20 protein-coding genes and 1 pseudogene are annotated in these 16,486 nt (G+C 69.6%); 17 read left to right on the forward strand and 4 right to left on the reverse strand.

The features are described 5' to 3' along the window. From IU450_RS26375 to IU450_RS26405, 7 genes and pseudogenes are all read left to right on the forward strand, one after another. Positions 1 to 691 (forward strand): annotated as a pseudogene (locus IU450_RS26375) (lytic transglycosylase); the annotation flags it as partial. Positions 692 to 804: 113 nt separating this feature from the next. Continuing rightward, positions 805 to 1,665, forward strand: coding sequence for a lytic transglycosylase domain-containing protein (locus tag IU450_RS26380; protein ID WP_195152456.1), 861 nt, complete (start codon positions 805 to 807; stop codon positions 1,663 to 1,665). A 19-nt stretch (positions 1,666 to 1,684) separates the two neighbouring features. Continuing rightward, positions 1,685 to 2,821, forward strand: coding sequence for an Mrp/NBP35 family ATP-binding protein (locus tag IU450_RS26385; RefSeq protein ID WP_195152457.1), 1,137 nt, complete (start codon positions 1,685 to 1,687; stop codon positions 2,819 to 2,821). A 141-nt stretch (positions 2,822 to 2,962) separates the two neighbouring features. Beyond that, positions 2,963 to 3,283 carry a DivIVA domain-containing protein gene (locus tag IU450_RS26390; RefSeq protein ID WP_043697329.1) on the forward strand — a complete coding sequence of 107 codons (321 nt, stop codon included), beginning with the start codon at positions 2,963 to 2,965 and terminating at the stop codon, positions 3,281 to 3,283. Next, entirely contained in the window at positions 3,280 to 3,873 is a 594-nt protein-coding gene (locus IU450_RS26395) for a DNA-3-methyladenine glycosylase I (RefSeq protein WP_195152658.1), read from the forward strand. The genes IU450_RS26390 and IU450_RS26395 overlap by 4 nt, the downstream gene beginning before the upstream one ends. A gap of 141 nt (positions 3,874 to 4,014) precedes the next feature. Further along, a complete protein-coding gene (locus IU450_RS26400; RefSeq protein ID WP_011211259.1) occupies positions 4,015 to 4,182 on the forward strand; it encodes a DUF3117 domain-containing protein in 168 nt (55 codons plus the stop codon). A 45-nt stretch (positions 4,183 to 4,227) separates the two neighbouring features. Continuing rightward, positions 4,228 to 5,058: a putative RNA methyltransferase gene (locus IU450_RS26405; RefSeq protein ID WP_195152659.1), complete on the forward strand. Its 831-nt coding sequence runs from the start codon at positions 4,228 to 4,230 to the stop codon at positions 5,056 to 5,058. Between the two features lie 11 nt (positions 5,059 to 5,069). On the opposite strand, the gene glgA is transcribed toward IU450_RS26405, so the two are convergent. Further along, entirely contained in the window at positions 5,070 to 6,224 is a 1,155-nt protein-coding gene (gene glgA, locus IU450_RS26410; RefSeq protein WP_195152660.1) for a glycogen synthase, read from the reverse strand. 137 nt (positions 6,225 to 6,361) lie between these two features. On the opposite strand from glgA, the gene glgC reads away from it, so the two are divergent. After that, a complete protein-coding gene (gene glgC / locus IU450_RS26415; RefSeq protein ID WP_195152458.1) occupies positions 6,362 to 7,576 on the forward strand; it encodes a glucose-1-phosphate adenylyltransferase in 1,215 nt (404 codons plus the stop codon). Positions 7,577 to 7,628: 52 nt separating this feature from the next. Here the strand turns inward: glgC and IU450_RS26420 are convergent, their stop codons facing one another. From IU450_RS26420 to IU450_RS26430, 3 genes are all read right to left on the reverse strand, one after another. Beyond that, the gene (locus tag IU450_RS26420; protein ID WP_228835163.1) at positions 7,629 to 7,853 is read right to left on the reverse strand and encodes a hypothetical protein; all 225 of its coding nucleotides are present in this window, start codon (positions 7,851 to 7,853) and stop codon (positions 7,629 to 7,631) included. 251 nt (positions 7,854 to 8,104) lie between these two features. Then, on the reverse strand, positions 8,105 to 8,338 hold the full coding sequence (locus IU450_RS26425) for a hypothetical protein (protein WP_195152459.1): 234 nt from the start codon (positions 8,336 to 8,338) through the stop codon (positions 8,105 to 8,107). 87 nt (positions 8,339 to 8,425) lie between these two features. After that, positions 8,426 to 9,058 carry an O-methyltransferase gene (locus tag IU450_RS26430; protein ID WP_416382904.1) on the reverse strand — a complete coding sequence of 211 codons (633 nt, stop codon included), beginning with the start codon at positions 9,056 to 9,058 and terminating at the stop codon, positions 8,426 to 8,428. A gap of 286 nt (positions 9,059 to 9,344) precedes the next feature. Between IU450_RS26430 and sigE the strand changes: the two genes are divergently transcribed. The 9 genes from sigE to IU450_RS26475 all read left to right on the forward strand — a co-directional run bounded on the left by sigE (position 9,345) and on the right by IU450_RS26475 (position 16,483). After that, entirely contained in the window at positions 9,345 to 10,004 is a 660-nt protein-coding gene (sigE, locus tag IU450_RS26435) for an RNA polymerase sigma factor SigE (RefSeq protein ID WP_228835165.1), read from the forward strand. Between the two features lie 61 nt (positions 10,005 to 10,065). Continuing rightward, a complete protein-coding gene (locus IU450_RS26440) occupies positions 10,066 to 10,464 on the forward strand; it encodes a hypothetical protein (protein WP_195152460.1) in 399 nt (132 codons plus the stop codon). Positions 10,465 to 10,474: 10 nt separating this feature from the next. Beyond that, positions 10,475 to 12,013 carry a S1C family serine protease gene (locus IU450_RS26445; RefSeq protein WP_195152461.1) on the forward strand — a complete coding sequence of 513 codons (1,539 nt, stop codon included), beginning with the start codon at positions 10,475 to 10,477 and terminating at the stop codon, positions 12,011 to 12,013. A 33-nt stretch (positions 12,014 to 12,046) separates the two neighbouring features. Further along, positions 12,047 to 12,463: a Sec-independent protein translocase protein TatB gene (gene tatB, locus IU450_RS26450; protein ID WP_195152462.1), complete on the forward strand. Its 417-nt coding sequence runs from the start codon at positions 12,047 to 12,049 to the stop codon at positions 12,461 to 12,463. Positions 12,464 to 12,515: 52 nt separating this feature from the next. Then, positions 12,516 to 13,373, forward strand: a complete 858-nt coding sequence (locus tag IU450_RS26455) for a hypothetical protein (protein WP_195152463.1) — start codon at positions 12,516 to 12,518, stop codon at positions 13,371 to 13,373. A gap of 447 nt (positions 13,374 to 13,820) precedes the next feature. Beyond that, on the forward strand, positions 13,821 to 14,387 hold the full coding sequence (locus tag IU450_RS26460) for a hypothetical protein (RefSeq protein WP_195152464.1): 567 nt from the start codon (positions 13,821 to 13,823) through the stop codon (positions 14,385 to 14,387). Positions 14,388 to 14,409: 22 nt separating this feature from the next. Further along, positions 14,410 to 14,751 carry a hypothetical protein gene (locus IU450_RS26465; RefSeq protein WP_195152465.1) on the forward strand — a complete coding sequence of 114 codons (342 nt, stop codon included), beginning with the start codon at positions 14,410 to 14,412 and terminating at the stop codon, positions 14,749 to 14,751. A gap of 92 nt (positions 14,752 to 14,843) precedes the next feature. Then, complete coding sequence (locus tag IU450_RS26470; RefSeq protein ID WP_195152466.1) at positions 14,844 to 15,920, forward strand: XdhC family protein; 1,077 nt, start codon at positions 14,844 to 14,846, stop codon at positions 15,918 to 15,920. Between the two features lie 227 nt (positions 15,921 to 16,147). Then, positions 16,148 to 16,483: a hypothetical protein gene (locus IU450_RS26475; protein WP_195152467.1), complete on the forward strand. Its 336-nt coding sequence runs from the start codon at positions 16,148 to 16,150 to the stop codon at positions 16,481 to 16,483. Positions 16,484 to 16,486 lie beyond the last annotated feature (3 nt).

Below are 16,486 nucleotides of genomic sequence, written 5' to 3' on the forward strand. Positions count from 1 at the left end.
TTCGCCGACGCAGGTGCGGATTTCGCCGGATCTGGTGCCGCCGGGGGTGTTGTCGCCGGGTTCGGATATGTCGGCGGTGCGTACCGGTGTGCCGGGCACTGATCCGGGCGAGCAGGCGCGGGCGGCGAGTCAGGCGCCGCGCCCGCGGCCGCGGCCGCTGCCGACGCAGGTGATGATCACGATTCCGGGTCTGCCGCCGATTCCGTGCGGGATCTTCTGCCCACCGCCACCGGTGAATCCCTGCGCGGGACAACCGGCTCCCGCGCCGATGCCGTTCCCGGAGCTACCCGGGACCGCACGCGTGCCGCTCGTACCGGGGCAGCCCTACGGCGGCGCACCGGCCGACTCCCGCAATTCCGGTGCAGGGGGCCCTGCCGATCCCGCAGGGGCGGGCACCTCCGCCTATGCCGGAACCGCGGGCCAGCCCGGCGCCCCGGACCAGCTTGCCGCCGGATGCGCCCAGCCCGACGCCACTCTCGCCACCAGCGAACCCGCCCTCATCCCGGGTGACCTGCCCGCTCACGACGACGCCTCGCGCACTGATCCCGAACCGACCACCGCCACACCGCCCGCGCCGGAACCCGAACCGGCGCCCAGCGCGGAAGCCCCACCCACGCCACCACCCGGGATCACCCTGCCCTTCGGAATCGTCATCCCGCTCCCCGCTCCACCGGCCGTGCCCCCACAGTAATTCAAACCTGATATCAGATCACGAAGGAGTAACAAAACTATCTCGGATGCGGTAACCTTCCCTTGTTCGATCACAAAGGGCTCACAGCGAGTCAGTGGGAGGGTCACCACACCGTGGGGCGTCATCGAAAACAACCGCCTGCCACCGTCCGGCGGAGTTCCGTTATCGCATTGACCGGATTGGTTCCCGCTGGGCTCGTATCCGTCACCGCCGCCTCCGAGGTCGGCGACGCCGTGCCACTCGCGGCCGCGGTCCAACCGACGGAAGGCGACCAGGAAGCACAGGGCGCCAGACCGCAGGTGGCGGCCGAGCCGGTCGCCGAATTCGTGACGCACGCGATGGCGAAGGCCGCGCCCACCGCCACGCCGGTGGTGAAAACCGTTGCGTTACCGAATGGCCGGCAACGCGCCGCGATGCCCGCAGGGCCGCTGGGCGTCCCCGGTGTGGCGGTCGCGGCCTATCAGAACGCCGAACGTGTCCTGGCGGCCGAGAATCCCGTGTGCGGCATGCCCTGGTCGCTGCTGGCCGGCATCGGCCGGGTCGAGTCCACCCACGCGTTCGGCGGCAAGGCCGACACCGACGGCAACCCGCTGAGCCCCGTCTACGGCCCGGTGCTGGACGGCTCGCTGAACGGCAACCACGTCATCCGCGACTCCGACGACGGCGCGCTGGACGGCCTGGACGGGTACGACCGCGCGATCGGCCCGATGCAGTTCCTCCCCGAAACCTGGAAGCGCTACGCGGCCGACGGCAACGGCGACGGCATCGCCGATCCGCAGAACCTCTTCGACGCCGCCCTGACCGCCGGGAAGTACCTGTGTGACGGCGGCTTGAACATGCGTGACCTGGCCCAACAGTCCAAGGCCATCCTGCGCTACAACCACTCCATGGCCTACGTCGCGAACGTCATGGCGTGGGAGACCTCCTACAGCACCGGGGTCGCACCCCGGGCCGGGGACTTGCCGAAAATTTGACACGCCTAAAATTTCTGCCATGCCAGTGCTTACGGAATCGGATGTGCGGGGTGCCCTCGCGAAGGTCGACGACCCGGAGATCCGCAAGCCGATCACCGAACTGGGCATGGTGAAAAGCGTCGCGATCGGCGCCGACAGCGATGTCCACGTGGAAATCTACCTGACGACGGCGGGCTGCCCCCTGCGGACCGAGATCACGCAGCGGGTCACGAAGGCCGTCGCCGACGTGCCGGGTGTCGGCGCGGTCACCGTCGACCTCGATGTGATGGACGACGAGCAGCGCACCGCGCTGCGCAAGCAGTTGCGCGGCGACGCGGCCGATCCGGTCATCCCGTTCGCCCAGCCCGGCTCGCTGACCCGCGTCTACGCGGTCGCCTCCGGAAAGGGCGGCGTCGGCAAGTCCAGCGTCACGGTGAACCTGGCCGCCGCCATGGCCGCGCGCGGCCTGTCGGTCGGCGTGCTGGACGCGGACATCTACGGTCATTCCGTCCCGCGCATGCTCGGCACCGACGCCCGGCCCACCCAGGTCGAGCGGATGATCATGCCGCCGGTCGCGCACGACGTGAAGATGATCTCGATCGCGCAGTTCACCCAGGGCAACACGCCCGTGGTGTGGCGCGGCCCGATGCTGCACCGGGCGCTGCAGCAGTTCCTCGCCGACGTGTTCTGGGGCGATCTGGACGTCCTGCTGCTCGACCTGCCGCCGGGCACCGGCGACGTCGCGATCTCCATCGCGCAGCTGATCCCGGGGGCCGAGATCCTGGTGGTCACCACCCCGCAGCCCGCCGCCGCGGAGGTGGCCGAGCGGGCGGGCGCGATCGCGCTGCAGACCCGGCAGCGCATCGCGGGCGTCGTGGAGAACATGTCCTGGCTGGACCTGCCGGACGGTACCCGGATGGACCTGTACGGCTCCGGTGGCGGGCAGGCCGTCGCCGACCGGCTCACCCGCGCGGTGGGCGCGACCGTGCCGCTGCTCGGTCAGATCCCCATCGAGCAGGCGCTGCGCGAAGCAGGCGACGAAGGCACCCCCATCGTGCTGCGCGATCCGGAGAACCCCGCCGCCAAGGCCTTGCTCGAGGTGGCCGACAAACTGGCCGTCCGGCGCCGCGGCCTCGCGGGCATGTCCCTCGGCATCGACACCACCAGGCATTTGTAATATCGCCGGCTGACCACAGCTTCGAAGTCACCCGGCATCGAGGTGCCGCGGTTCGCCGCTGCGCACGGCCACTCGGCCCGAACTCCGCGTTTCGAGCGCAGCGAGACCGGGCGCGGAAGTCAGCACTAATAAGCTGATCTCATGCTCACGATGCTGCTGTACGTGCTGATCGTCGGCTTGGTCGCCGCGGTGCTGTTCCTGCTCGCCAGTGCGGTGTTCGGGCGGTCGGAGGAACTCGGTCCGCTGCCGGAGGGGACGACGGCCACCGTGCTTCCGGTGGAAGGGATCACCGGGGCGGATGTGCGCGCGTTGCGGTTTCAGCAGGTGGTGCGCGGATACAAGGCCGCAGAGGTGGACTGGGCGCTGGCCAGGCTGGCCGCGCGGATCGATGAGCTGCAGCACCAGCTGGCCGAGGCACAGGCCGCGCGGTGGCAGACGCCGATCGCGCCGGAGTCGAAGTGACCTCCCCCGCGGGCGACGGCCTGGTCCGCTGCGCCTGGCCGCTGGAAACCCAGCTGTACCGGGACTACCACGACTACGAGTGGGGCAAGCCGCTGCACGGCGACGACGCGTTGTTCGAGCGGCTCTGCCTGGAGGCGTTTCAATCCGGCTTGTCCTGGCTGACCATCTTGCGGAAACGCCCCGCCTTCCGCGCGGCGTTCGCCGGGTTCTCGATCGAGCGCGTCGCGCGGTTCGGTGACGACGACGTCGCCCGCCTGATGGCCGACGCGGGCATCGTCCGCAACCGGAGCAAGATCGACGCGGCCATCGCCAACGCCCGAGTCGCCCGGGACCTCGACGTCGGCTTGGACGAGTTGCTGTGGTCGTTCGCCCCGCCGCCGCGCCCGCGCCCGCGCACCGGCGCCGACGTGCCCGCGACCACACCCGAATCCACCGCCCTGGCAAAAGAATTGAAACGGCGCGGATTCCGTTTCGTCGGACCGACAACGGCCTACGCCCTGATGCAGGCGACCGGAATGGTCGATGACCATGTGGCCGATTGCTGGGTGGGCGGCGACCGGTCCGGCACGGGCCGACCGGTCACTTTTTGAACTCAGCTATCCGTCCACATCAGCGATAGGGAAGAATGGGACGGGTGTAGCTCGCCAAACGCCGGCGAGCTCACTGGTTGGTGACAACTGGAGTTCCAAGAAAGTGCGCAGCAGACCGCGCAGATCTGGAGGGAGCAGAGGATGGCGGCCATGAAGCCCCGCACCGGGGACGGTCCCCTCGAGGCAACCAAAGAAGGGCGTGGAATCGTCATGCGGGTTCCACTCGAGGGTGGCGGGCGTCTGGTCGTCGAACTCACGCCGGACGAGGCAGCGGCGCTCGGGGACGAACTGAAGAGCGTCACGAGCTGAGTGGCCCCGGCTGAGCGCTCGGCCCTCGCCCTCGCGGCCGGCGTCCTGGCCTGCCCGGAATGTCTCCGGGCGCGCCAGGACGCCGCGCCGCTGGCACTGGAACCGCGGGATCGAGCACTGCGCTGCGGTCGCGGGCACAGCTTCGACGTCGCCAGGCAGGGCTACGTCAGCTTGCTCACCGGCGCGTCGACCAAGATGACCGGCGACACGGCGGCCATGCTCGACGCTCGTGCCGCCTTCCAGAGCGGGGGACACTTCGCGCCGATCGCCGACGCTGTGACGCGTGCCGTCACGGCGCACCGGACCGACGGCGCGGTACTGGAAATCGGCGCGGGCACCGGCTACTACCTGGCCCGCGCGCTCGACGCCGCTCCCCCGGCCGTCGGCATCGGACTGGACGTCGCCAAGCCGGCCGTCCGGCGCTGCGCCCGCGCCCACCCGCGCGCCGCGGCGGTGCTGGCCGACGCGTGGCGCGACCTGCCGATCCGCGACGGCGCGCTCGGCGGCGTGCTCTCGGTCTTCGCGCCGCGCAACCCCAGCGAAATCGCCAGGGTGCTCGATGACAACGGGCGTTTCGTCGTCGCCACCCCCACCGAACGCCACCTCGGCGAGCTGATCGAGCCGCTGGACATGGTGCGGGTCGACCCGGACAAGGACCGCAGGCTCGAGGCCGCGATGTCGGGGCATTTCGAGCCGGTCGACCAGAGGCTGGTCGAGTACCCGATGACGCTCGCCGGAACCGACGTCGCGCACGTGGTGGGCATGGGGCCCTCCGCGCACCACTCGGCCGCCGGTGCGGCACGCCTCGCGCGGCTGCCGGAATCCGTCGAGGTGACCGCGTCGGTCATGGTCGGCACCTACCGGCGCGCGGCCTGAGCGCTCCCGGTTCAGCCTTTCCTGATCTCGTCGTACACCGCGACCGTGCGCGCCGCGATCCGCGACCAGTCGAATTCGGAGATCGCGCGCTCCCGGCCCGCGGCGCCCAGACGGGCGGCCAGCGCCTGATCGCCCGCGACCTCGTTCACCGCGGCGGCCAGCGCCCGCTCGTAGTCCTCGGCGGTGCCCGCGTCGTAGTGCACCAGCCGACCGTTGCGACTGTCGACCACCTCGGGAATGCCGCCCACGTCGGAGGCCACCACCGCGGTCGCGCAGGCCATCGCCTCCAGGTTCACGATGCCCAGCGGCTCGTACACCGACGGGCACACGAACACCGACGCGGCGGCCAGGATCTGCCGGATCCGCTCGGTAGGCAGCATCTCGCGCACCCAGAACACGTTGCCGCGCCGCTGCCGCAGCTGTTGGACCGCCGTGGTGACCTCCTGGGCCAGCTCGGGCGTGTCCGGCGCGCCCGCGCACAGCACGAGCTGGATGTCGGGGTCGAAGTGGCGGGCGGCGGCGAGCAGGTGGCCGACGCCCTTCTGCCGCGTGATGCGGCCGACGAAGGCGACGATCGGGAGGTCGGGCCGCACGCCGAGTTCGGCGAGCGCCGACGGCTCGTCCTCGGCCACGGGACCCGGGTGCCAGATGGTCCCGTCGATGCCGTTGTGCACCACGTGGACCCGGTCCGGATCGACCGCCGGATAGGCGTCGAGCACATCGCGGCGCATGCCCTCGCTCACCGCGATGACGGCGTCGGCGTGCTCGACGGCGTTGCGCTCCGACCAGGACGAGAGCCGGTAGCCGCCGCCGAGTTGCTCGGCCTTCCACGGCCTGCGCGGCTCCAGCGAATGCGCGGTCAGCACGTGCGGCACGCCGTAGAGGGTCGCGGCCAGATGACCGGCCAGACCGCTGTACCAGGTGTGCGAGTGCACCACGTCCACTTCGCCCACGGCGTCGGCCATCCGCAGCTGGGCGGACATCATCTGCAGCGCGGCATTGGCGGCGTAGAGCGACGGATCCGGTTGATGCACCACCGCATCCGCGCGATCGACGCCCATACAGTGCACGGTCACCTCGCACAGGTGACGCAAATGCGCCGTCAGCTGCGTGACGTGCACTCCCGCGCCGCCGTACACCTCGGGTGGATATTCGCGGGTCAGCATCGCGACGCGAAGCCGGTCCCGCTCGCCGGAATCCACCGCCGAACGTCCGCCATCCGTGCCGAAACTCACCGGTTCAAAGTAGACGTTCGGGTCCGCGGCGGCCACTCACAGCCGCTCCACCCGGTAGTTTGGCAGGTGTGAGGAGCCAGCCGCACGTACTCGGGATCGTGCTCGCCGGTGGCGAGGGCAAGCGACTCTTTCCACTCACGGCCGACCGCGCCAAGCCCGCGGTCCCGTTCGGCGGCGCGTACCGCCTCATCGACTTCGTGCTCAGCAATCTGGTCAACGCGGGTTTCCTGCGGCTGTGCGTGCTCACCCAGTACAAGTCGCACTCGCTGGACCGGCACATCTCGCAGACCTGGCGGTTGTCCGGTTTCGCGGGCGAATACATCACGCCGGTGCCCGCTCAGCAGCGGCTCGGGCCGCGCTGGTACACCGGCAGCGCGGACGCGATCATGCAGTCGCTGAACCTGATCTACGACGAGGATCCGGACTACATCGTGGTTTTCGGCGCCGACCACGTGTACCGCATGGACCCGGAGCAGATGGTGCGCCATCACATCGATTCCGGCGCGGGCGTCACCGTGGCCGGCATCCGGGTGCCCCGCAGCGAGGCGAGCGCGTTCGGCTGCATCGACAGCGACGAATCCGGCCGCATCACGCAGTTCCTGGAGAAGCCCCCGCACCCGCCCGGCACCCCGGACGACCCGAACGTCACGTTCGCGTCCATGGGCAACTACGTCTTCACCACCAAGGTCCTGGTGGACTCGATCCGGGCGGACGCCGACAACGCCGACTCCGACCACGACATGGGCGGCGACATCATCCCCTCACTGGTCGCGGCGGGCCAGGCGGGCGTCTACGACTTCGCCGACAACGAGGTGCCCGGCGCCACCGACCGCGACCGTGGCTACTGGCGCGATGTCGGAACCATCGACGCGTTTTACGACGCGCACATGGATCTGGTGTCGGTGCATCCCGTGTTCAACCTGTACAACCGCCACTGGCCGATCCGCGGGGCGGCCGAGAACCTGCCCCCGGCCAAGTTCGCCCAGGGCGGGCTGGCACAGGAGTGCATCGTGGGCGCGGGCAGCATCCTGTCCGCCGCCACCGTCCGCACCTCGGTGCTCAGCGCCAACGTCGTGGTGGACGACGGCGCCACCGTCGAAGGCTGCGTGCTCATGCCGGGCGTGCGGATCGGTCGCGGCGCGGTGGTGCGTCACGCCATCCTGGACAAGAACGTGGTGGTCGGCGAGGGCGAGATCATCGGGGTGGACCTGGCGCGCGACCGCAGCCGCTTCGCCGTGAGCAACGGCGGCGTCGTCACGGTCGGCAAAGGCGTCTGGGTGTAGTCGGCGTATGGGCGTAGGCGGCCGGCCGGGTGTAGTCGCCCCCGGTGAGCGGTCACGGCCCGCCCGGCTCCGGCGCGGGCGAGCCGATGCAGAACGGCGCGCAGGGCCCCGGCGTGCGCGGCACGGTCGATTTCGAGGCGTCACCGAAATCGGCGGTGCTCACCAAATAGACCATCAGCAGAGCGAACAGCAGCACGGCGGCGAATGCCACCATGGCCCGCCCCCAGTGGATCGGCTTGGGACGACGCTCGTCCTCGTCCCAAAGGAACATCATCATCACCACACCGCACCTCTTCCGCACCCGCTCGGAGCGTGACCTCACCAGTATCGGTGATCATCGGCTTTTCATTGCAGAGTGCGCCGAACCGTCGCGGTGCGGTGGCTTTTTCGCAAACTTCGCCGATCATCGGCCGAGGCCGCTTTTCCTGGAAGACGAGGGTCCAGCGGCGGGATACCCGGAAAAACTTCGGCGGCAGGCATATTCGGCCGCAATGGGGCGACCGACGACAACGGCCGCTGCGGCGATGACTACTGGGCGGGCGGGGCGCCGTTCTGGGGGCAGAAAGGCTCGCAGGATCCCGGTGGCGGAGGGGTCTTCTCGGGGCCGGTGTCGAAATCGGTGTTGCTCACCACCACCATCACCAGCACAGCTCCCAGAATCACGAGCAACAGGGCCAGCATCGTGGGCCGCAGCCAGCTCGTTCGACGTTCTGTTACGACGTCCCCCATGGCCGCCATCTCTATGGGAGTTAGTTCACGCATAACTGTTTTCCTCACTGAGTTGTTTCTCAGCGCATACCCCGGATTCCGGGAAGAAATCAGCCCGCGGCGCGGCGGCCGCGCGAATCACTAACCCCGTGAGGCACAGAGCAATCCGTCGCCGACCGGAATCAGCACGCAGGTTAGTTCCGGGTTTTCCGCGATGGCGCGGGTCGCGGCGCGCACCGCCTGGGTGGCCGGATCGCGTTGCGCCGGATCGGGTACCCGCCCGCCCAGCAGCGCGTTGTGCAGCAGAATGGCGCCACCGTCGCGCAGCAGACGCACCGCTTGGGCGACGTACTCCGGGTGCTCGAGCGGCGCCGCGTCGATGAAGACCAGATCGTAGGCGCCGTCGGCGAGCCGGGGCAGCACATCGAGCGCGCGCCCGTTGATCAGCCGGGTGCGGGCCGGCGGGATATCGGCGGCGCGGAACGCCTCCTTGGCCGCGCGCTGGTGTTCCGGCTCCGAATCGATGGTGGTCAGCGTGCCGTCCTCGCGCATGCCGTCGAGCAGCCACAGCCCGCTGATTCCCGCGCCGGTGCCGACCTCGACCACCGCGCGCGCCCCGAGCAACTGCGCGTACATGCTCAGCAACGCGCCCACCGAGGGCGGTACCGGTACCGCGCCGAGTTCGGTGGCCCGTTCACGCGCGCTGACGAGGATTTCGTCCTCCACGACGGATTCCTCCACGTAGGCGAGATTCCGCTCCAGATTCGATGCCACGGGTATGAGGCTAACGCCGGGCGGGTGATCTCGGCGTTCCGGACAACACGCGCCGCCCGCCATTTCCGCCGCCGGTTTTCTCAGGTGTCCCTCAGGGTCTCCATACCCCGGCCATATCAGGACCAGAAAGAGTATGGGCAACGCAAGACCACCGACCGTGTTCAACACGGGGCGCGGGAACAACGACATACCGGTTGTCGGTTGTATCCGTACGCAACGGTCCGCAGACCCGGGCCCGAGCGAGTTCCGACGTTTGCGGTCCCTAGTAGGAGGTAGCCCCATCCACATGGTCGATGCGGCGCGCGAATACGCCACCCTGCCCGAGCAGATCCTGCCGGTCGAAGCCGACTCCGCCGCGGAGGCGGGCGAGCTGACCGGCACTGCTGCCTTCGATGCCACCGGTGACCGGTCGGCGATGCCGACGTGGGACGAACTCGTCCGCGAGCACGCCGACCGGGTCTACCGCTTGGCCTACCGCCTGTCCGGCGACGCCCAGGACGCGGAGGACCTCACCCAGGAGACGTTCATCCGGGTGTTCCGTTCGCTGTCGAACTACCAACCGGGCACTTTCGAGGGGTGGTTGCACCGCATCACCACCAACCTGTTCCTGGACATGGTCCGCCGCCGCAACCGGATCAGGATGGAAGCGCTGCCCGAGGACTACGACCGGGTGCCCGCCGAGGGCCCGGGGCCGGAGCAGGCCTATCACGACGCCCGGCTGGATCCCGACCTGCAAACGGCCCTGGATTCGCTCGCGCCGGAGTTCCGTGCCGCCGTGGTGCTGTGTGACATCGAGGGGCTGTCCTACGAGGAGATCGGCGCTACGCTCGGCGTGAAGCTGGGCACTGTGCGCAGTCGGATCCACCGTGGACGCCAAGCCCTGCGCGACTACCTTGCGCATAATGGAAGTGAGCAGCGGTTGGCCGCTGACGCGAACATAGGGTGATTCGTCGGACGCCGGCGTCGCCCGAACATCGGTCGAGGTCGGTTGAAAGGGTGAGCACCGAATGAGTGGCGACTCCAGCACGTCCGGTCGTCGTCCGCCCCGTTTCAGCCCCACCGAGCATCTGGCGAGTGAGGCGGTCGCGGCATACGTGGACGGTGAGCTGCGGATGAACGCCTACCTGCGGGCCGCTCAGCACCTCTCACTGTGCCCGGAGTGCGCGGCGGAGGTGGATGCCCAGCAACAGGCGCGCATCGCGCTGCGGCATGCCGGGCAGGTCGCGATCCCGACCGGGCTGCACGACAGCCTGACCAGGATCCCGCTCGCGGAACTGCCCGGGGGCGCGTCCAGCGGGCGCACACCGTCCTCGTCGTCCGACCAGTCCCCGCGCAACGACGCGGTTTTCGGATTTCTGACCGATTCGTTCACCGCGACACGGTGGACTACTTGGTGGCGCAAGTAGAGTTTTCCGCGTGACCACCGAATCGACGAATTCCGGATCGGCCGACACCTCGGATTCGGCGGCCAACCGCGGGAATCTCCGTCCGCCGGACGCACCCGTGCTCGGCCCGCGCCCGGTCTATCGGCCCCATGTCGACACGCACACCGCGCGCGCCTTCCGCAGGCCGTCGGGCCTCTCCGGCTCGTTCGCCGAGCCGCTGCCGCTGCGCAAGGCCGGTGCGGCGCCGCAATCCGGCCCCCTGATGCAGAATCGCCCGCCCGACGCGGTGCTGGCCGAGGCGTTCGGCCGCCCGGAGGGCTCCACCGAAATCCTGCAGCGCGACCCCGACGCCGCCGATGGTCCCGCATCCGTCGCCGGACCGGCCGATCCCTGGCGTGACCCCGAGGCGGTCGCTCGTCTCGGCTCCCCCGCGGTGCCCACGCCCAAGGCGCAGTCGCTGCCGCAGGCCGAGAAGCTCAGCGCGCGCGAAGTGCTGTTCGGCTCCCGCGTCGCGCCCAAGGCGCTGGCCCTGCTCGCGCTCGTCGCACTCGTCATCGGGCTGCTCGGCGGGCTGGTCGGACGATTGACCGCGGAAACCGCCTCGACGCTCACCTCCCGCAAGGTCACCCTCGAACAGTCCGGCGACGCCAGCCGTCCCCACGGCCTGATCGCGCAGGTGGCCAATGCGGTGCTGCCCTCGGTGGTCTCCATCCGGGTGACCGTCGGCGACAACGGCGCCACCGGCTCCGGCGTGGTGATCGACGGCGGAGGCTACGTGGTCACCAACAACCACGTGGTCTCGATGGCCGCCCAGGACAAGAGCAACCGGGCCGCCATCCAGGTGCAGTTCTCCGACGGCACCCGGGTACCCGCGCAGATCGTCGGTCGCGATCCGAAGACCGACCTGGCGGTGCTGAAAGTCGATGTGAAGAATCTCACCGTGGCCCAGCTCGGCAAATCCGGCGACGTCCAGGTCGGTGACGACGTGCTCGCCATCGGTTCGCCGCTGGGCCTGAGCAAGACGGTCACCTCCGGCATCGTCAGCGCCCTGCACCGTCCGGTGAAGCTGGAGGGCGAGGGCAGCGACACGAAGGCCGTGATCGACGCCGTGCAGACCGACGCGTCGATCAACCCGGGCAACTCCGGTGGCGCGCTCGTGGACATGGATGGCCGGGTCGTCGGCATCAACACCGCCATCCGCAGCGAGACCGGCGGCTCGGTCGGCCTCGGCTTCGCCATCCCGGTGGACAAGATGACCGAGGTCGCCCAGACCTTGATCCGCGATGGCGTCATGCACCATCCGACCATCGGCTTGAGCGCGCGCACCAAGCAGGTGGCCAACGAGGTCATGAGCGGCGCGGCCGTGGCGGACGTCGTGGCGGGCGGTCCCGCGGCGCGGGCCGGGATCGTGGAGGGCGACGTGATCGTGAAGGTCGGCGATCGCGAGGTCACCAACCCGGACGAACTGGTCGTGGCGGTGCAATCCCGCGAGATCGGCGAAACGGTGAACGTGCAGTTGATCCGCGATGGCAGGCAGGTAGACGTGCCGGTGACGCTGGAATCCGACTGAACCGCTGGTCGGATCGCCGGGTAGCCTGGTTACGTGTTCAGCAACATCGGCTGGAGCGAGATGGTCATCCTGCTCGTCGCCGCCCTCGTGATCCTCGGCCCGGAGCGTTTGCCCGGCGCCGTGCGCTGGACCACGCGCAGCTTGCGGCAGGTGCGCGATTACGCGAGTGGCGCCACCTCGCAGCTGCGGCAGGAACTCGGGCCGGAGTTCGACGACCTGCGCAAGCCGCTGGCCGACCTGAACGAATTGCGCGGTATGACCCCGCGGGCGATGGTGACCAAACACCTTCTCAACGGCGACGATTCGCTGTTCAAGGATTTCGACGGCGCCCTGCCCGATCCGAAGGATCTCTACAGCACCAACAGCGGCATGCCGGACTACCCGATGCCCAAGTTGGATAAGCCGTTGGAGCGCAACGAACGCCCTCCGATCGACACCGACGCCACCTGATTTGTCAAGAAGTCTAGACGCATTGCGCTGTTCAGCTGTCTAGACTTCGCACATGTCGGCCGATGACGTGGCGCGCGTGTTCGCGATCGAGGACAAGGTCGAGCGACTGAAGGCGGCCACCGATGGGGTGGCGGCGGCCCAGCAGACCATCAACGAACTGACCAGGATTCGGCGTGCCGTGATCCGGGAGCTCCATGCCGAAGGCTGGACGTTCGCCAGAATCGGTGCGGCGGCGGGGCTTTCCCGTGCCCGCATCCACCAGGTGAGTACGCAGGGGCCCGCGCCGGAGGGATTGTTCTTCGGGCACGGTTCACTCACCGTGCTCGTCCCCGAGGTGCGCGCCGGACGGGTGATCGGCGCGCCGGATCCGGCTGCGCCGCAACGCTTGGCCGAACTGCTACGCGAACTCGGCTTCGGTGTCGCGGTCGAGCATTTCCTCCCGGGCCGCCCGATCGACCTGCACCGCGACGGCCTGATCGTGTTGGGCGGTCCGGAGCTCTCCCCGAGTCTGCGCCAGTTGGTCGCCGCCGATCCCCGACTGCGGCGCGCGGTGGCCCGAATGGGTGACGCGCGACGGGGAATCGAGGACCGGGCGGCCCGGCGGGTCTACCGGCCGGGCGGACCCGAGCCGCACGACATCGCCTATCTGGGCAGGCTTCCCCGGCCCGACGGACGCGGCAGCGTGCTGATGATCGACGGCATGCATCCGCCCGGCTCGCTCGGCGCCATCCGGCTGCTCGCCACGAGGCTGGCCACGCTGCACGAACGGGCGGGCAATTACCTGTTCTCGGTGCTGATCGCCTGTCGTTTCGACCGCGCCACCGGCGAGCCACTCGAGGCCGAACTGCTCACGCCGGTCTACCGTCACGACCCCGAGAACCGATCACCGGCAACAGGTCTGCGTCGCTGAGCCGAGGGCAAAGAACGCCTCATCAGTCTCGTCCTGCGCGGCGCCGTTTCGCGGCGACCGAAATCCCGTGCGGTTGGTGGCGCCGGTCGTCCGCTGGCCTCTCGATGGGGAACCTCCACCGGCTGCTCGACGCCCGTTACCGGAGACCGGGTTCCGAGCGTCCCTGCGAGTTCGACCGAACCAAGGGCGGCGGACGCACTGCCGCAACGCGATTCAGCAAATCGATGGCACCGCAAGGGAGCGCCGACCACCCGTCGCGATGAACGCTGCGGAGCAGCCTGGTTGACCGGCAAACCCCTCCGCCGACAACCAGGTCATAGCGCCTATGCGAAGTCTCCTGAGCATGCCCACCCCTGTGTGGCACAGGTCACCAGCCCTCCCGCGAGCGGGTTCATACACAGATGATTGAATAGCTGGACGATAACCGCATGTGATAGGTGAACTCTGATGCGTGATCGAAAGTCGATGTCTGCGAGTTCGGTGTCCCTTCGTTCCGTACTGCGGTGCGAGCCGTACGGCATCGCGGCCCCTGCCCGCACCGGCGATCCGGCGGTGTCCACCCACCGGGTCACCTACAGCGACCGGCTGAAGGTCTTCCTCGGACGCGGTGCGGCCCTCGACAGCTTTCTCCGTCCTCTGCGCAGGTTGGACGGCTTCCACCGCTACTCGGTGAACATGACCCGGCTCGCCGAGCCGATGCGACCTGCCGACATCGACCCGGTGATCAGCGCCGCACCCGGCCGGGAGTACCTGCAGTGCACCGGCTCGGCGGACGCGCTGACCGTGGAGATGCGCACCGCCGTGGACGGCATGCCGCACCGCTTCACCGTCGGCCTCCCCGGCGACCGGATCGGTCCGCCCGCCGTCGAGGTCCCGGTTCCGCTGGGCGTGCCCACCCGCAGGGTCTATCCGGACGAAGTGTTCACGGCGGAGCAGGCCGCCGAGATTTTCACGGCGTACTTCGAGACCGACGCCGTCCCGCCCCATCTCCAGCTCCGCGAAACGGACGCGTGAGGCGTCCGGCAAGGAGGAAATCGTGAATCCGCTACTGCTCATCGGCGGCGCCGTCCTGGCGGTGGGGCTGCTCGGCCTGCTCGTCAGCGTGCTGCTGCGGCCAGGAAAGTCGAAAGCCCATCTGACCGTCGCCGATCTCCAGGCCCGGCTCGCGCACGAGCAGTCGGCCACCTCGCCCGAACCCGACGGTTCGGACGAACCGGCGGCCGACCAGCCGCACACCGACGACGCCGAGGCAGTCGACCCCGCGCGTCCGGAAGCCGAGGGACCTCGCACGGATGGCCCCAGTGCCGGGACCGCGAAACCCGCCGAGGCGCCCGCAGATCAGGTGCTGCTGCCGGATCACCGTCGCCGCGCCGAATAGCCTCTGAATAACTAGGCTTGGCGGTACGGCGCGGATTCGCCGTTCGCCTCGGGCCCGATGCGCCGGACCCGCTCGGGAAAGGACCGGTCGCGGTGCGCGCGATACTCGGGCAATTGATCACTCTGCTGCCGCACGGGCCGGTCGCGCTGGCCCGCGTGGTGGACACCACCGGCCCAGGACCTCGGGAACCGGGCGCGGCGATGATCGTCACCGGCTCCGGCTCCGTGCACGGCTCACTGTCCAGCGGATGCGTCGAGGCCGCCGTCGTCGCGTCGGCGCAGGATGTACTTGCCAGCGGCCACGCGGTGACCGACCGGTTCGGCTATGCCGATGCCGACGGGCCCGCCGTGGGCTTGACCTGCGGCGGGGAGATCGAGGTCTTCGTCGAGCGGATCTCGCGCGAGCGGCTGCCCCTACTCTCGGCGCTGCGGCGGCGGATCGAGGACGGCTTCCCCGTCGCCGCGGCCACCACGTTGGACGCCACACCGGAATGGAAACTACTGGCGCCCGAGGACACCGATCCGTGGCACGGCGTGGACCGCGACGCGCGGGCACTGCTGGCCGCGGGCCGCTGCGGCGTGGTGGGCGCCGACGAGTGCGCGGCACACGGGGCACCACGCCCCCGGACGTTCGTGCAGGTCTTCGCGGCCCCGGCCCGCATGATCCTGGCGGGCGCGAACGACTTCGTGCGCGCGCTCAGCCGCACCGGCCGCCAGCTCGGCTACCGGGTGACCGTCGTGGACGCCCGCGAGACCTTCACCACCACCACTCGGTTCCCCGCGGCCCACGAGGTCGTCGTGGACTGGCCGCACCGGTATCTGCGCGGGGAACAGCAGGCGGGGCGGATCGACCGGCGCACCGTGGTCTGCGTGCTCACTCATGACGCCAAGTTCGACGTCCCGATGCTGGTCGAGGCGCTGTCGTGCGCGCGGATCGGCTTCGTCGGCGCCCTCGGCTCCCGCCGGACGCACGCCGAGCGCGTCGAGCGATTGCGCGCCGCAGGCGTCACCGACGACCAGCTCGGACGGCTGCGAAGTCCGGTCGGGCTGGACCTCGACGCCCGGACGCCGGACGAGACGGCCATCTCCATCGCCGCTCAGATCCTGGCCGACCGCGGCGGCGCCTCCGCCCTTCCGCTGGATCGCCTCGACGGCCCCCTCCATCGCTGATCAGCTCGAAGTTCGCTGCGCGAAGCGGATTGGACGCCGGATCGCCGGGAATACCCGACCATAGAGCCGCACATACCGCCCAATTGCAGTCTCAATCCGCCTTGCACCGCGCGGCATGCGGCCGCACACTTGATTTGCTGAAAGTTAACTATGAGTAGGTGACGGTGCGTTGCGCTTCGGCCCCGCCACGCTCTGCCCGGCCCGCCCCACCGAGAGGAGAAAGCGCCGTGACCGCCACCCAGATCGCCGTCCTCTGCTCGCTCGCCGGCGCCGCCGGCCTGGTCGCCACCATCGGGTTGCTGCACGGACCGGCGAACCGGCGACGCAGGCTCGGCCTGGCCCAGCACGGGATCCCGCAGCGGATCCCCGCCACCGTGCTACCGGTCTGCCCGATCGGCAGACCGCAGCGAGTGCCCATCGAGCCGTTGACCGTCGCGGAAGCGCACGAACTCATGCAGCGCCACCGGATCTGTGAACCGTCCGAGTGCGTCTACAAGCTCGCCGCCTTCCGCACCCTGATCGAGGCGGGGTACATGCGGGACCCGCACGCGGAAGGCGCCTGAGGA

Source organism: Nocardia abscessus (genome assembly GCF_015477775.1).
Classification (GTDB): domain Bacteria; phylum Actinomycetota; class Actinomycetes; order Mycobacteriales; family Mycobacteriaceae; genus Nocardia; species Nocardia abscessus_A.

What these genes read in the sequence shown, in the direction of transcription:
- IU450_RS26385 (WP_195152457.1), top strand. Translation starts at nt 1,685, where the DNA reads ATGCCAGTGCTTACGGAATCGGATGTGCGGGGTGCCCTCGCGAAGGTC.
- IU450_RS26390 (WP_043697329.1), top strand. Translation starts at nt 2,963, where the DNA reads ATGCTCACGATGCTGCTGTACGTGCTGATCGTCGGCTTGGTCGCCGCG.
- IU450_RS26400 (WP_011211259.1), top strand. Translation starts at nt 4,015, where the DNA reads ATGGCGGCCATGAAGCCCCGCACCGGGGACGGTCCCCTCGAGGCAACC.
- glgA (WP_195152660.1), bottom strand. Translation starts at nt 6,224, where the DNA reads ATGCTGACCCGCGAATATCCACCCGAGGTGTACGGCGGCGCGGGAGTG.
- IU450_RS26420 (WP_228835163.1), bottom strand. Translation starts at nt 7,853, where the DNA reads ATGATGATGTTCCTTTGGGACGAGGACGAGCGTCGTCCCAAGCCGATC.
- IU450_RS26425 (WP_195152459.1), bottom strand. Translation starts at nt 8,338, where the DNA reads ATGCGTGAACTAACTCCCATAGAGATGGCGGCCATGGGGGACGTCGTA.
- sigE (WP_228835165.1), top strand. Translation starts at nt 9,345, where the DNA reads ATGGTCGATGCGGCGCGCGAATACGCCACCCTGCCCGAGCAGATCCTG.
- IU450_RS26440 (WP_195152460.1), top strand. Translation starts at nt 10,066, where the DNA reads ATGAGTGGCGACTCCAGCACGTCCGGTCGTCGTCCGCCCCGTTTCAGC.
- IU450_RS26455 (WP_195152463.1), top strand. Translation starts at nt 12,516, where the DNA reads ATGTCGGCCGATGACGTGGCGCGCGTGTTCGCGATCGAGGACAAGGTC.
- IU450_RS26460 (WP_195152464.1), top strand. Translation starts at nt 13,821, where the DNA reads ATGCGTGATCGAAAGTCGATGTCTGCGAGTTCGGTGTCCCTTCGTTCC.